Genomic DNA, 14263 nt, shown 5'->3' with positions numbered 1-14263 from the left:
TTTTTTCTTTCTGATTCGAACTAGGCATAAGGTTGCAATTCTGGGTTAATAGGCGTATTGGCTAGGTTGTTTGCATAATTACAAAGGCTGGCAAGACTAATACCGAGAACCACGTCCAAGGCATTTTGTTGCGTGTAGCCAACTTCCAAAAATTCAGCCAAGGCTTCATCTCCTACACGCCCTTTGGTATTGATGACCGCCAAGGTAAACTTAGCTAGAGTATCTAGTTTTGGATCTGTTTCAATCGGAGTGCGGTTGCGGAGAGCTTGGAGAAGATCATCATTCATCTGGATTTGTTTGATTGAAAAGGCTGTGTGACCTGCGACGCAGAAAGCACAACCATTGGTTACGGCAGCTGTGATTTGTACTACTTCGCGTTCCACTGGTGTCAGGCTATTGCGGCGGTTGATGGCTCCGACAGTTCGGTAGGCTTCAAGCGCGGTTGGGGCATTGGCCAAGAGACCGATTAGGTTGGGAATATAGCCATTGTTATCTTTTTGTACTGTTTCAAGAACTTCTTTTACTTCTGCTGGTGCTGATTCTACTGTGTGGATGGTAAATGTTGTCATAAGAAACCTCTTTTCATTTTATTGTCATTTAGTCTATCATAGAATTTCCCCCTTGAATAATATATATTTTCAATCGCCTTGATAGGAAATGTTTATGAAATGAAAAAATCACACTAAAAGTGTGATTGGGTTAGTGTTTAAAATACTTTCTGGTTTCGGAAATAACGACTGGCGACAAGACTAAGAGGGCAATCAAGTTTGGCAAAGCCATCAGGGCATTGACGATATCTGCAATAATCCAGACCATATCCAACTCGATAAATCCTCCCAACAAGACCATGACTACAAAGACTACACGATATAGCCAGATAAAACGAACACCAAAGAGAAACTCAAAACAGCGTTCTCCGTAGTAGTTCCATCCGAGGATTGTCGTAAAGGCAAAGAGCACAAGGAAGATGGTCAAAAGAGCAGGTCCAAAGTGTGAAAAAACTGTTGAAAAGGCTGACTGGGTCAAGGCAACTCCATTCAAATCACCACTCCAAACCCCAGTTACCAAGATTGTTAAACCAGTCAACGTACAGATAATGAGGGTATCAATAAAGGTTCCTGTCATGGAAATCAAGCCTTGCTCGACAGGCTCATTTGTCTTAGCCGCAGCCGCTGCAATGGGAGCAGAACCAAGACCAGATTCGTTAGAAAAGACTCCTCGCGCCACACCATTCTGGATAGCCATCCGAATGCTGGCACCTGCAAAACCGCCTACCGCAGCAGCTGGACTAAAGGCTGAAGTAAAAATCAGGGCAAGTGTGGCTGGGATTTTCTCGATATTAAAGAGAATAACTGTAAGAGTCCCTAAAATATAGACAATAGCCATAAAAGGAACAACTGCTGTCGAAACTTTTGATATGGATTTGAGTCCACCAAAGACAGCAATCCCTACAAAAATGGATAAAATCAGAGCCGTGATAGCTGGATTAACCTGGGCTGTATTTTGAATGGATTCTGTAATCGAATTGACTTGGGTAAAGGTACCAATCCCTAGAAGGGCTACCAATACACCCGCTAGGGCAAAGAAGATAGCAAGTGGACGCCACTTTTCTCCCATCCCCAAAAGGATGTAACGCATGGGGCCTCCAGCTACAGCTCCATTTGCATCCTTTGTGCGATATTTGATAGCTAGCAAACCTTCGGCATACTTGGTCGCCATCCCAAAAAAGGCTGCCATCCACATCCAAAAGAGAGCCCCTGGTCCTCCAACCTTAATGGCTGTTGCGACCCCGATGATATTTCCCGTACCAACGGTGGCGGCTAAAGCCGTACAGAGAGCAGCAAAGCTCGACACATCGCCATGCCCCTTATCCTTGGTAAAGATCAGCTGAAAGGCCTTTGGGAGACGAGCTACCTGCAAAAGTCCTAGTCGGATGGTCAAATAGATACCCGTTCCGACCAATAAGATCAAGAGGGGAGGCCCCCAAACGAAAGCATCAAGCGCTTTAAGCAATTCTAACATATCCTTCTCCTATCTTTCAACCCCAAAAGAAAGAGCACATGCAAGATACATGTACTCTGGAATGCTTAGATAAATTCCTAAAAGCGATCTATCCTAGCTCTGTCCTTTTACCTGAGAGTTTGAGCAGTTGCCTGCCTTGCCCCTTCGGTGCCTTTACGGTCTCTCCAGAGTTCCGTCCATTTACAGTCATGGAAAACAAACCTTTCTCCACTTCTATTAAACTTCATTCGGTGTTGGTATTTTATTTTTTATTATTCTACAAGAAAAGTTAGCCTTTGTCAATATTTTCTATGAAACTTTTTGACTTTTCATTTCTTTTTTCAGAAAGAGCGAATCCTTCTTCTCTCTATCCTTTAAAGGTCACAATGGTGGCGCCACTGCCTCCAGCATTCTGTGGAGCATAGCCGAAACTCTTGACATGCTTGTTTCTTTGCAGGTATTTGGTGACGCCCTCACGGATGACTCCGGTTCCGATACCATGGATGATGTCTACCTGCGCCATGTTATTGAGCAGGGCTTGGTCGATAAAGACGTCCAGCTCATTCATAGCCTCTTCATACCGTTTGCCTCGGAGATCCAGTCTGGCTTGCGGGCCACGACCAGAAGCACGTTTGACGACATTGACTTGTTTTTTCTTGACTGGAGCTTCTTGCTGAGCCTGAACAAGGTCAAATTCTTTCTCTTCCAAGGTCATCTTGATCAAGCCAACTTGGGCTTCCCAGCGACCGTCCTTAAGCTGATTGGTCAAGGTTCCACGCTGACCATAACTGAGAACCACAATATCATCTCCCACCTTTGGAGCTCGTTTTTTCTTGGCTTTTTGAAGGACCTTGTTTTTAGACAAGTCAACTTTTTCAGGAGCTAGTTTTTTCAGTTTAGACTTGGCTTCAATGATTTCATGGGGTTTGAGTTGAGACTTACTGTGAAGATTCTTGAGAATCTGGTCACTCTCATTTAGAGCGAGTTCCACAATTTCAGCAGCTTGTTCACGCGCTTTGTTGAGCTCAGTTTCCTTCTCGCGATTGAGTTCGTTGTAAAGTTTTTTGAGTGCTCGGTTCATCTTGAGGTTTTCTTGCTCCACCTCACGAATATTGTCCAAGCGTTTGCGACTTTCAAGCGTTTGCTCTTCTAATTGCTCAATGATACGGTTGACGTCATTATCTTGGTCGACCTGCTGACTGGCATCTCCCACAATGACATCTGACAAGCCCAGGCGCTTAGCAATTTCAAAGGCATTGCTTCGGCCAGGAACTCCCTGCATAAAGCGATAGGTCGGACGCAAGCTGGCTGTGTCAAACTCCATGCTGGCATTTTGCACAAAGGCTGTCTCAATACCATAAGCCTTGAGTTCTGGATAGTGGGTCGTCGCCATAGTCTTGACCTGACGCAGACGAAGATCCTCCAGAATAGCCATAGCAAGCGCTGCTCCTTCCTGCGGGTCGGTACCTGCCCCGAGCTCATCTAGCAATAAGAGCGAGTGCTGATTGACCTTGCCAAGAATATCTACGATATTGGTCATGTGGCTGGAGAAGGTAGACAAGCTTTGTTCAATAGACTGCTCATCCCCAATATCCGCGAAGATTTCCTCAAAAATACCGACACGGCTTCCTTTATCAGCTAAAATGGGCAAACCTGACTGGGCCATGAGTTGAGTCAAGCCCAGGGTTTTGAGCATGATGGTCTTCCCACCCGTATTGGGACCTGTAATGACAATAGCCGTTAATTCCTTACCAAAGTGCACATCGTTTGCGACAGCATTCTTGACCAAAGGATGGCGAACATGAAGGAGTTGAATCTCTTGGGTCTCTGAAAGTTGAGGAACAACTGCTTGTCTTTCTTGGATGAAACGTACCTTGGCACGAATCAGATCCAGATGGCCGATAATCCAAGCGTCATTAGCAATCTCAGCAGCATGAGGGCGGACCCGTTCTGAGAGCTCCTGCAGGATGCGAATCATCTCATAGCGTTCATCAGCTCGCAGGCTGGCAATTTCTTCGCTCAGCTTGACCACCTCACGTGGCTCGATATAGACCGTGTTTCCACTGGCAGAGATGTCCTGGACAACACCTGCAATCTTATTGCGATAGGTGTTCTTGACTGGTAAAACCTGACGGCCATTTCTGCTAGCGATTATGCCTTCCGTCAACATCTGAGCTTTTTGCTTGAGCAAGTCTTGCAAGACATCTCGAACTTGACTCTCGCTATCATGGATTTTCCGACGGATGCGTGCTAGCTCTTCACTGGCGAAATTTTCGATAAATCCTGCATCATTTAGGGCTTGAAGACTCCCTTGCAAGTGTGGAAAATCATGTAGTTTTTCAAACCATCTCGCCAACTGCTCCAAGCGTACGTTTTCGAGATTGGTATAAAAGCCTTGCAACTCTCTGCTAGCCAGCAAGACCCGTTTGAGGAGCAGGAACTCCTCAATATTGAGGTCCGCTCCCATCTCCAGACGCTTGCAGACAGCTGAAATCTCACGTGTCGCTAGGATGGTAAAGTGGGGTTGCTCCACAAAAAGGGCTTGCATTTCCTCCATCTCTGTAAAGGCTTGTTTGATCTTATCCACCTTAGCAGTTGGAGCCAAGCCTTTTAGCTCCTCTAAGCCTTGCTCAGTCAGGAGATGAGGTTCAAACAAGGTCTTGATTTTATTAAATTCTAAGGTTTCTAGTATTTTTGTATTCATATTTTTTCCTTGTATGCTGGTTTACAAGATTATAGCAACTAGAGATTTTGACCTAGTCGTCCAATCTGTAAACAAAGGGCTAGGAAAAATCCCGCCCTTTTTATCCGATTAAATTTGTCACCCAGAGTTGTTTGATAAAGTTTGTCGTAAAAGGGACACTTTGGATGATGTGTTTGGCTACTGTACTTTTTTCGAGTGAATTTTGAATGATTGCCAAAGGCACTGTTGCAAGGATGGTCAGAGCCATTTGCAAGACAAATAAGGTTACCAATAGCGACAATAGGCCAGCTCCCATACGAAACCATTTGACATCAAGCTTTTTAGTTGGAATCAAGTGCAGGAACAAACCGATAAAACGTCCGATACTGTAACAAATTCCGAAAACTAAAAGGTAGGCTAGGCCCGCATAAAAGACCTTGTCTAGCTGAAACAGCTGGTCTGAAGGGAAGAAAAAGGTGCCCTGTCCTTCCTGAGGATTGGCATAAGGGACAAGCAAGTGGAAGTGTTCCCCCAGTGATTTATAAAACTGTCCCGCAACAAAGGCTGAAATCACTGCAACGAGGAAATAATAAACTTGCAGGACCAAACCTCTACGGTAGCCGATGTAAAAGCCCCAAGCCAGAACCAATAAGAGTAGGATTGAAATCATAGGGAATCCTCAATCTTGCTCTGTTCTTGTTTAACAGCAATCAACTTGTGGCGGAGTTCTAACAACTCTTGCTCCTTGTCATCAAATTCAATCTCACGGTTGAGTTGTGTAGACAGACAATTGACTGCTAAAAGAAGCGCAATGGTTTCATCATCCGCCCCAGGCATTTGTTCTTTAATTGCTTGGTATTTTTCAGTCGCAACCTTGGCAATTTCCTCCATAAAGAGGTTGTCATGCTCGGTTGTCAAGGTTAATGTCTTTTTCCCGAATGTAAACTTATATCGATTTAGATTTGCCATAAAATTCACCTCACGATATTATACCAAATTTCGCTAACTTTGTCAGTTTTTACCAATTCTCCTTCTTTTGTGGTACAATAGAGACTATGGCAAGTATCACACTCACACCCAGTGAACAGGAAATTCAGAGCTTTTTAAGTCAGTATCAGAAGGCTCTCAGTCCTAGTAAAAATCCTTATATTCGCTATTTTTTGAGACTGCCTCAGGCAACAGTTTCCATCTATACTTCTGGAAAAGTCCTCCTGCAAGGCGAAGCTGCTGAGCAATACGCTAGTTTCTTTGGTTATCAAGTTGTAGAGGAAACCAGTGGACAAGATTTTCCTATGATTGGGACTGATGAGGTGGGAAATGGTTCCTACTTTGGTGGGCTGGCTGTTGTGGCTTCCTTCGTGACACCTGACCAGCACGACTTCTTGCAAAAACTCGGCGTAGGGGATTCAAAAACCTTGACTGACCAAAAGATTCGTCAGATTGCCCCTATCCTCAAGGAAAAGATTTCGCACCAAGCGCTCCTCCTTTCACCGAGCAAGTACAACGAAGTTATCGGAGAGCGTTACAATGCTGTTTCTGTAAAGGTTGCCCTTCATAACCAGGCTATCTTTCTCCTGCTTCAAAAAGGAATCCAGCCAGAAAAAATCGTGATTGATGCTTTTACAAGCCCTAAAAACTATAATAAGTACTTGGCACAAGAAGCCAACCGTTTTCCAAACAAAATTAGCTTAGAAGAAAAAGCCGAGGGCAAATACCTAGCTGTTGCAGTTAGCTCTATCATCGCGCGGGATCTCTTCCTCGAAAACTTGGAAAATCTAGGACGAGAACTGGGCTATCAACTGCCAAGTGGCGCTGGAACTGCATCTGATAAGGTTGCTAGCAAAATCCTGCAGGCCTATGGCATGAAGGGACTTCATTTCTGTGCCAAATTGCATTTTAAAAACACTGAAAAAGCAAAAACACTTCTAGAAAGGTAAATTATGAATTCGTTTAAAACATTTCTAAAAGAATGGGGAGTTTTCTTCCTGATTATCGCACTGGTCGGTCTTAGCCGTATCTTTCTTTGGAGCAATGTCCGTGTAGAAGGACACTCGATGGACCCTACCCTAGCCGACGGAGAAGTTCTCTTCGTTGTTAAACATCTCCCAATTGACCGCTTCGACATCGTGGTTGCGCATGAGGAAGACGGAAATAAAGATATTGTCAAAAGGGTTATCGGCATGCCTGGTGATACCATCCGCTACGAAAATGACAAACTCTTTATCAACGGTGAAGAAACGAATGAACCTTACCTAGCTGAATACCTCAACTTGTTCAAAACAGAAAAGTTGCAAAACACCTATACTGGAAAAGGATTTGAAGGCAATAAGGGAGTTTACTTTAGAGAACTTGCTCAAAAGGCACAGGCCTTTACAGTCGATGTCAATTCCAATACCAGCTTCAGCTTTACTGTCCCTCAAGGTGAGTACCTTCTCCTTGGTGATGATCGTCTAGTCTCTAGCGACAGCCGCCACGTTGGTACCTTCAAGGCCAGCGATATCAAAGGCGAAGCAAAATTCCGTTTCTGGCCACTTAACCGTATCGGAACTTTTTAAGATAAGGAAGAGGCCGAGAATGCTAAGTCTCAGTCTCTTTTTCTATTGCGAGAAGAAGGACTTTTAGTCTCCTAGCTTGTTGAAAGAAGCTAAGGGTCCAACTCTCACGAACTCATGTAAAGGAAACCTATGGAAGTTTATTTTTCAGGCACCATTGAACGGATTATTTTTGAAAATCCCAGTAATTTTTATCGCATTCTCCTCCTAGATATCGAAGATACGGACGCGGAGGACTTTGACGATTTTGAAATCATCGTTACAGGAACCATGGCTGATGTAATTGAGGGTGAAGACTATACTTTTTGGGGGCAAATCATTCAGCACTCCAAGTATGGAGAACAGCTTCAGATCAGCCGTTATGAGCGGGCAAAACCAACTAAAAATGGGCTAGTCAAGTACTTTTCTAGTAGCCATTTCAAAGGAATTGGTCTCAAAACGGCCCAAAAAATCGTTGATAGCTATGGTGAAAATACCATTGACGAAATTCTGGAACATCCTGAAAAGCTGGAAAGTATTGCAGGACTCTCTGCCAAAAACCGTGAGGCTTTTGTTTCCACCCTCCGTCTCAACTACGGAACAGAGATGGTCTTGGCAAAACTAGCTAACTACGGCATTCCCAATAAACTAGCCTTTCAGATTCAAAACTTTTACAAGGAAGAAACGCTGGATATTGTCGAAAACTATCCCTACCAGTTGGTTGAGGATATCAAGGGATTGGGCTTTACCATTGCTGACCAATTAGCCGCCGAACTAGGCATCGAAAGTCAAGCCCCTGAACGTTTCCGTGCTGGCCTTGTCCACAGTCTTTTTCAGGGATGTATGGATACGGGCAATACCTATATGGAAGCCCGAGATTTGCTGGAACAGACCCTGACTCTCCTCGAGTCTTCCCGTCCCGTGGAACTCGATCCCAGCCAAGTAGCTCAGGAATTATCTCATTTGATTGAAGAAGACAAGGTTCAGCAGATTGATACCAAAATCTTTGATAATAGCCTCTTTTTCGCTGAAGAAGGCATCCGCAGTCACTTGGTTCGTATCCTTGAAAAAGGAAAACAAAAGAGTCATGATTTGGAAACCATTCAAAAGCATATCGCTAGCGTCGAGAAAGAACTGGGTATCCAATACGATAGTATCCAAAAGCAAGCTATCTGTGATGCTATCCAGAACAAGGTCTTTATCCTAACAGGTGGACCTGGTACTGGTAAGACGACTGTTATCAATGGGATTATCGCTATTTATGCCCTCTTAGAAGGACTCGATTTCAAGAAGAAAAGTAACTTACCTATTCTTCTCGCTGCCCCAACTGGTCGAGCGGCTCGGCGCATGAATGAATTGACAGGATTGCCAAGTGCTACTATACACCGTCATTTGGGAATAACGGGAGACGATGATACCAGCCATCTAGAAGATTATCTAGATGCCGACTTTATCATTGTAGATGAGTTTTCCATGGTGGATACTTGGCTAGCCAACCAACTTTTCTCCAACATATCTTCTAACAGTAAAATTCTCATCGTAGGTGATAGCGACCAGCTACCTTCTGTTAGTCCCGGACAAGTCCTGGCTGACCTGCTCCAGATACCCCTGATTCCGCAGACTCGCTTGGAACGGATTTACCGTCAGAGTGAAGAATCAACTATCGTCACCTTGGCGAGTCAAATTCGACAGGGAATCTTGCCAGCAGATTTCACCCAGAAAAAAGCTGATCGCTCCTACTTTGAAATCGCTAGTGGCCATATCCCAGCTACGATTGAGAAAATCCTCGGTGCTGCCCTCAGAAGTGGTATTCCGGCTCGTGATATTCAGGTGTTAGCGCCTATGTATAGAGGAACTGCTGGTATTGACGCCATCAACCAACTCATGCAAGACCTACTCAATTCTCAGCAAAAGGGGCAAGTTAGCTTTGAAGCAACTCAGTGTCACTATCGAACAGGGGACAAGGTCATTCACCTAGTCAACGATGCCGAAGTCAATGTCTTTAATGGAGACCTAGGCTACATCACAGATCTGATTCCTGGAAAATACACCGAGTCCAAACAAGACGAGATTGTCATTGATTTCGATGGCAATGAAGTCGTCTACCCACGTAACGAATGGTACAAGATTCGACTAGCCTACGCCATGAGTATTCATAAGTCTCAGGGAAGTGAGTTTCCCGTCGTCATCCTGCCCATTACCAATGCTAGCAAGCGCATGCTGGAGCGAAATCTCATCTACACAGCTATCACACGGGCCAAGAGCAAGCTCATCCTTCTTGGTGAATTACAGGCCTTTGACTATGCAGTCAAGCATATCGGGACTGCCCGCAAGACCTATCTGATTGAACGCTTCAGTGATTTAATTGAAAATAATATTGAAGAAAGTAAACAAGTTTTCTTTGAAACTGCCACAGCAAGTGACTCTGAACAATCCTACATCCTCACCGAGGAAAACTGGTCTAGCATCCCCGCTATGATCGGGATTACAGATACAGATCTCAAAGAGATTTTCGGAAATTAGCGCATAAGAAAACCCACCAATTCAGGTGGGATTTTTATTTATTAAGATTATTTAACTGTTGCTGTGCTTGTAATCAATTCAACAGCTTTTTTGATAGTGATATCGTGTTTCAACATATCAGCTGAAAGCAAGTTTTGAACTTGAGCCACTTCCATGTTGTAATCTGCAGCCAATTGCTCAATTTCTTTTTGGATTTCTTCTTCTGAAGCATCAAATCCTTCAGCTTTGGCAACTGCTTCGATAACAAGGTTAGTCTTCGTACGTGACTCAGCTTCTGCTTCGTATTGTTTGTGAAGGTCTTCTTGAGTAGTTCCTGTGATTTGGAAGTACATGTCAGGGTTGATACCTTGGCGTTGCAAGTTTCCAAGGAATTCATTTACTGAGCGGTGAACTTCTTCGTGGATCATTTCTTCTGGAAGTTCTACGATTTCAGCGTTTTCTACAGCTTTATCGATTGCCGCACCTTCAAGGGCATCTTTGTATGCCTCTTTTTTCGCAGCAGTCAATTCTTTGCGGTATTTTTCTTTCAATTCGTCAAGAGTTTCCACTTCTTCGTCGATATCTTTTGCAAGTTCATCATCAAGAGCTGGAACTTCTTTTGCTTTTACTTCGTGGATAGTTGTTACGAATTTAGCTTCTTTATCTGCAAGGTCTTCTGCTTGGTAGTCTTCTGGGAATGTTACGATAACATCAACAGTTTCGCCAGCTGAGTGTCCAACCAATTGGTCTTCAAAACCAGGGATAAATTGACCTGATCCAAGTCCAAGTGAGAAGTTTTCACCTTTTCCACCGTCAAATTCAACACCGTCGATAGAACCAACGAAGTCAATAACAACAGTGTCGCCATTTTCAGCAGCGCCTTCTTTGATAACCAATTCAGCCAAGTTGTTGCGTTCGCGTTCGATACGTTCTTCAACGTCAGCGTCTGTCACTTCTTTTTCTACATCAACTGATACTTCAAGGTTTTTGTAGTCGCCCAATTTTACTTCAGGTTTTGTCACGACTTCAGCTGTGATAACCCAGTCTTGACCTTTTTCCATTGAAGTCACGTCAATTTTTGGTTGCGCAACGACTTCAAGACCAGCTTCTTTTACTGCAGCTTCATAAGCATTTGGCAAAAGTGCGTTCATTGCATCTTGATAAAGAGCTTCTTCACCAAATTTTTGGTCGAAGATAGGGCGTGGAAGGTGACCTTTACGGAAACCTGGAACGTTAAGAGTTTTCTTTACTGAGTTAAATACACGGTCCAATTCTGGTTTGATTTGGTCTTGAGAGATAGTGAAAGTCAAGACACCACGGTTTGTTTCTTTGTTTTCAAATGATACAGACATTCTGTCATTTCTCCTTAAAATTTTTAATACAGTCCATTATACCATATAATAGCGACTTTTTTCAAGTAATGAATGCGCTTTTCAATAGTGCTAGAGGTACTTGCTCGCTTCCTTGATACTAAGTTCAGCCATTCTCTTCTTATTTCTTTCAATAAAACGTGCTACCCATTCGGGATTGATTTTAGAGTAGTCTCTTAGAGCCCATCCGATAGCTTTGTTGATGAAAAATTCTGTCTGGTCCAGATTGTTTAGCAGGATCTTTTCCATCAGTTGGACATTTGTTTTCTCTTTCCTTAACAACTGGTGGTCAATAGCGACTCGTCTCAGCCAGATATTGTCTGATAGGCTCCATTTTAAAATCACTTCTTCAAGTTCCGGATGGTTAGCCACCAAACTTCCTACTACTCTATCTAAGATATCTACCGTGTCCCACCAGGACTTGGTCACGACCAGACGCTCAAGCTCAGGCAAGTCATCCTTCGTTAGATAAGACTGCATGGCTTTCAAATAGTTGGCAGCCACATATTGGTATTCTCTAGATTCCTTTTCCCAGCAAGTGTCCACAAAATCCCAATCAATAATCTTTGTTTTTTTCTCGCTTGGAAAGTATTTTTTATAGAGGGCATTTCTTTCAGGACCTGCAATCCCTAAAAAGGGAAATTGATGACGCATATAGGCTTCCATTGGGCCTGCTTTCTCAGGGTCTTTTGCTGCCTCTAGCTCCTCAAGTAAATCTACAAGACTCATCTAAAAGTCCTCCTGCCCCACCAAGTGGTGCTGAAAGGCATAGACTGCAGCCTGGGTACGATCGCTGACTTCAAGTTTGGCAAGGATGTTGGACACGTGGGTCTTGACCGTCTTGAGAGAGATAAAGAGTTCATCTGCGATGCGCTGATTTTCGTAGCCCTTGGCGATGAGTTGAAGCACGTCTCGCTCACGCGCAGTCAGCTCCTCATGAAGCTCCATATGATTGCGGTGATATTCAACCTTCTTGCTGACCTCTTGTTCAATAGCCAGTTCGCCCGCTGCCACCTTACGGACAGCATGGAGCAATTCATCTGCACTTGAAGTCTTAAGCATATAGCCTTTGGCACCAGCATTCAAGACAGGCATAATTTTTTCATTGTCCAAGTAAGAGGTGACAATTAATATCTTGGCTTCAGGCCATTCTTTGAGGATGGCTAAGGTCGCGTCAATCCCATTCATCTCAGGCATGACGATATCCATGACAATGACATCTGGACGCAGTTTCAAGGCCAAGTCAATACCTTGAGCCCCATTAGCAGCCTCGCCCACAACTTCCACATCGTCTTGGAGATCAAAATAGCTTTTCAAGCCCAATCGGACCATTTCATGGTCATCTACCAGTAAAATTTTCATCTCTACTCCTTTATGATTCCTTATCTAGCAGGGGAATACGGATATCAACCGCCAGTCCTTGCTTTGGAGCTGTCAAGAGTTGAACAGTCCCTGCCATATCCTCGACCCGCTCCTTAACATTTCTCAGTCCATAACTCAAGTCATCTAAGCTCCCTAACTGGAAACCAATCCCATTATCCACCACCTTCAGCTGCACTTCAACATCTGTCTGATAGAGGTAGACATCTAGACAAGATGCCTGGGCATGGCGAAGGGTATTGCTGATCAACTCCTGCAAAATACGGAAGATATGTTCTTCAATCTTCTTGGGCAATTTAGACACATTCTGCTTGAGACTAACCTTGAGATCACTCTTGTCCTCTAGCTCTTTTAAGAGGATTTGAATCCCCTCAACTAGACTCTTCTCTTCCAACTCAACTGGTCGCAAATGTAGGAGCAAGACCCGCAAATCTTTCTGGGCTGTTTCAAGGATAGCTGCAACACTTTGCAACTGGGTCTGCATCTTTTCTCTATCCAGCTTCAAAGCCTGCTGGCTGACACCTGATAAAATCATATGGGCTGCAAACAACTCCTGACTAACTGTATCGTGCAAGTCACGTGCTATCCGCTTCCTTTCTTTCTCGATGATTGCTTCTTCCTTGACCAGGCTTTGATTTTCAGCCTTTTGAACAGCCTCTGTCAAGAGGTTAAGCTTGCCAGACAAGGACTTAAAACTGGCATCCAAGTCTGGATCTGCAAAGGCAACCACCTCTTTTCCTGCTAACAGTCGCTTGAGATTGACTTGCATTTTTCTGCGAGAGACTTCTTCTATCACGCGCCAAAAGAGGACAAAAAAGAAGGTCATGGAAAGGCTAAAGACCAAGATCAAGAAGATGAGTTTCTCTGTTTTCTCGATATCCTGTAGCAAATAGGACCAATCAAGATTTAGAATATCAAGCAGACTATTAGCCAAAAAGAGAATAAAGAGGAGTGAAGTCAGGCCGATTAACAGATAAGATTGCTTTTTCATCCTCTGACCACCTCCACATCGCCAACCATAGTAGTTAGGAAAATCTTGACGCTCTTGTTACTCTTGAGATAGTCTCTGGTCTCCTGATGATAGTGTTCATTGCGGAGGGATCTCTTAGGTTGATGGAGGAAGGTAAGATCTCCGTAGAGACAGTTGACACTGAGACTGATTTCAACATCTACAGGTACGATAATCCTAGTCGTTCCGACCATTTTTCTAAGGATAATGACATTGTCATGATTGGTTAGGATAACTCTTTCCAAATGAATGGTGTCCTTGCCCATGAGGCGAAAGAGGTTGATATCGTCAAACTGGCAGGTCTGGTGACTAGAGAAATGATGGAGATTGCCAAACCAAGGATTGCGTTCATTTTTAACCGTCACCACCTCTTCAAAGACCAAGTCCGTATCCCCTCTTTCTTGATTCATCATTGGATAGAGAAGAAAGAGACTATAGATAACTGCCACAAAGATAGCTAATATCACAAAGGGATTGAGCATGACGATGAAAAAGAAAAGAATAGTCGCCACAAGGAGGAAAACATTGTTGCCCTCTTTCCCTGTATAATAGCGGAGCAAGAGCAAAAAGAGGAATAGAATCAGCAGAAAACGCGAAAAATGCTCTGATACCATCAAAATCAGAGCTCCCGTCAACAGACAGGCTTCTATAAATAAAAAGATTTGAAATTTTTTCATAGCTGCATCCTCTCTTTTCTATTTTATCACAATTCAAAAAAGTCACCTCGGTCTGAGGATGGAAAAAGGAGATAGGACAGAAATCGCTCCTACAAACTAGGTTCTTTCAG

At 43.7% G+C, this 14263-nt stretch carries 13 protein-coding genes and 1 riboswitch; of the genes, 3 read left to right on the top strand and 10 right to left on the bottom strand.

Going from position 1 to position 14263, the window contains the following annotated elements; genetic code table 11:
* Window positions 1–20: 20 nt before the first annotated feature.
* The 5 genes from TZ92_RS03350 to zapA form a co-directional block, all read right to left on the bottom strand.
* A complete protein-coding gene (locus tag TZ92_RS03350; protein WP_033630324.1) occupies window positions 21–569 on the bottom strand; it encodes a carboxymuconolactone decarboxylase family protein in 549 nt (182 codons plus the stop codon).
* Window positions 570–699: 130 nt separating this feature from the next.
* A complete protein-coding gene (locus tag TZ92_RS03345; RefSeq protein WP_033630326.1) occupies window positions 700–2022 on the bottom strand; it encodes an alanine/glycine:cation symporter family protein in 1323 nt (440 codons plus the stop codon).
* A gap of 89 nt (window positions 2023–2111) precedes the next feature.
* A riboswitch (glycine riboswitch) is annotated at window positions 2112–2200 on the bottom strand.
* Between the two features lie 168 nt (window positions 2201–2368).
* On the bottom strand, window positions 2369–4705 hold the full coding sequence (locus tag TZ92_RS03340) for an endonuclease MutS2 (protein WP_033630328.1): 2337 nt from the start codon (window positions 4703–4705) through the stop codon (window positions 2369–2371).
* Between the two features lie 100 nt (window positions 4706–4805).
* Window positions 4806–5354 (bottom strand): CvpA family protein, encoded by a 549-nt coding sequence (locus TZ92_RS03335; protein ID WP_033630330.1) that lies wholly within the window; start codon window positions 5352–5354, stop codon window positions 4806–4808.
* On the bottom strand, window positions 5351–5653 hold the full coding sequence (gene zapA / locus TZ92_RS03330) for a cell division protein ZapA (RefSeq protein WP_000002028.1): 303 nt from the start codon (window positions 5651–5653) through the stop codon (window positions 5351–5353). Before zapA ends, TZ92_RS03335 begins: the two co-directional genes overlap by 4 nt.
* 86 nt (window positions 5654–5739) lie before the next feature.
* Here zapA and rnhC point away from each other — a divergent pair, with 86 nt between their 5' ends.
* The 3 genes from rnhC (at window position 5740) to recD2 (ending at window position 9738) form a co-directional block, all read left to right on the top strand.
* Entirely contained in the window at window positions 5740–6621 is an 882-nt protein-coding gene (rnhC, locus tag TZ92_RS03325; RefSeq protein ID WP_033630331.1) for a ribonuclease HIII, read from the top strand.
* A 3-nt stretch (window positions 6622–6624) separates the two neighbouring features.
* Window positions 6625–7239 (top strand): signal peptidase I, encoded by a 615-nt coding sequence (gene lepB, locus TZ92_RS03320; RefSeq protein WP_001083992.1) that lies wholly within the window; start codon window positions 6625–6627, stop codon window positions 7237–7239.
* A gap of 129 nt (window positions 7240–7368) precedes the next feature.
* Entirely contained in the window at window positions 7369–9738 is a 2370-nt protein-coding gene (gene recD2, locus TZ92_RS03315; RefSeq protein ID WP_033630332.1) for an SF1B family DNA helicase RecD2, read from the top strand.
* A gap of 47 nt (window positions 9739–9785) precedes the next feature.
* On the opposite strand, the gene tig is transcribed toward recD2, so the two are convergent.
* The 5 genes from tig to liaF form a co-directional block, all read right to left on the bottom strand.
* On the bottom strand, window positions 9786–11069 hold the full coding sequence (tig, locus tag TZ92_RS03310) for a trigger factor (RefSeq protein WP_033630333.1): 1284 nt from the start codon (window positions 11067–11069) through the stop codon (window positions 9786–9788).
* Window positions 11070–11159: 90 nt separating this feature from the next.
* On the bottom strand, window positions 11160–11816 hold the full coding sequence (locus TZ92_RS03305; protein ID WP_045594770.1) for a DNA alkylation repair protein: 657 nt from the start codon (window positions 11814–11816) through the stop codon (window positions 11160–11162).
* Window positions 11817–12449, bottom strand: a complete 633-nt coding sequence (locus TZ92_RS03300) for a response regulator transcription factor (protein WP_000698407.1) — start codon at window positions 12447–12449, stop codon at window positions 11817–11819.
* Window positions 12450–12459: 10 nt separating this feature from the next.
* Window positions 12460–13458: an envelope stress sensor histidine kinase LiaS gene (locus TZ92_RS03295; protein WP_033630336.1), complete on the bottom strand. Its 999-nt coding sequence runs from the start codon at window positions 13456–13458 to the stop codon at window positions 12460–12462.
* Window positions 13455–14153 carry a cell wall-active antibiotics response protein LiaF gene (gene liaF, locus TZ92_RS03290; protein ID WP_033630337.1) on the bottom strand — a complete coding sequence of 233 codons (699 nt, stop codon included), beginning with the start codon at window positions 14151–14153 and terminating at the stop codon, window positions 13455–13457. The genes TZ92_RS03295 and liaF overlap by 4 nt, the downstream gene beginning before the upstream one ends.
* Window positions 14154–14263 lie beyond the last annotated feature (110 nt).

This window comes from Streptococcus oralis subsp. oralis, assembly GCF_000960035.1.
GTDB lineage: Bacteria > Bacillota > Bacilli > Lactobacillales > Streptococcaceae > Streptococcus > Streptococcus oralis_G.
This window is presented reverse-complemented; position numbering and strand designations above follow the sequence as displayed.

Bases quoted from the DNA above. Each gene is read 5' to 3' on its own strand.
- TZ92_RS03350 (WP_033630324.1), bottom strand. From the start codon at position 569: ATGACAACATTTACCATCCACACAGTAGAATCAGCACCAGCAGAAGTA.
- TZ92_RS03345 (WP_033630326.1), bottom strand. From the start codon at position 2,022: ATGTTAGAATTGCTTAAAGCGCTTGATGCTTTCGTTTGGGGGCCTCCC.
- TZ92_RS03340 (WP_033630328.1), bottom strand. From the start codon at position 4,705: ATGAATACAAAAATACTAGAAACCTTAGAATTTAATAAAATCAAGACC.
- TZ92_RS03335 (WP_033630330.1), bottom strand. From the start codon at position 5,354: ATGATTTCAATCCTACTCTTATTGGTTCTGGCTTGGGGCTTTTACATC.
- zapA (WP_000002028.1), bottom strand. From the start codon at position 5,653: ATGGCAAATCTAAATCGATATAAGTTTACATTCGGGAAAAAGACATTA.
- rnhC (WP_033630331.1), top strand. From the start codon at position 5,740: ATGGCAAGTATCACACTCACACCCAGTGAACAGGAAATTCAGAGCTTT.
- lepB (WP_001083992.1), top strand. From the start codon at position 6,625: ATGAATTCGTTTAAAACATTTCTAAAAGAATGGGGAGTTTTCTTCCTG.
- recD2 (WP_033630332.1), top strand. From the start codon at position 7,369: ATGGAAGTTTATTTTTCAGGCACCATTGAACGGATTATTTTTGAAAAT.
- tig (WP_033630333.1), bottom strand. From the start codon at position 11,069: ATGTCTGTATCATTTGAAAACAAAGAAACAAACCGTGGTGTCTTGACT.
- TZ92_RS03305 (WP_045594770.1), bottom strand. From the start codon at position 11,816: ATGAGTCTTGTAGATTTACTTGAGGAGCTAGAGGCAGCAAAAGACCCT.
- TZ92_RS03300 (WP_000698407.1), bottom strand. From the start codon at position 12,449: ATGAAAATTTTACTGGTAGATGACCATGAAATGGTCCGATTGGGCTTG.
- TZ92_RS03295 (WP_033630336.1), bottom strand. From the start codon at position 13,458: ATGAAAAAGCAATCTTATCTGTTAATCGGCCTGACTTCACTCCTCTTT.
- liaF (WP_033630337.1), bottom strand. From the start codon at position 14,153: ATGAAAAAATTTCAAATCTTTTTATTTATAGAAGCCTGTCTGTTGACG.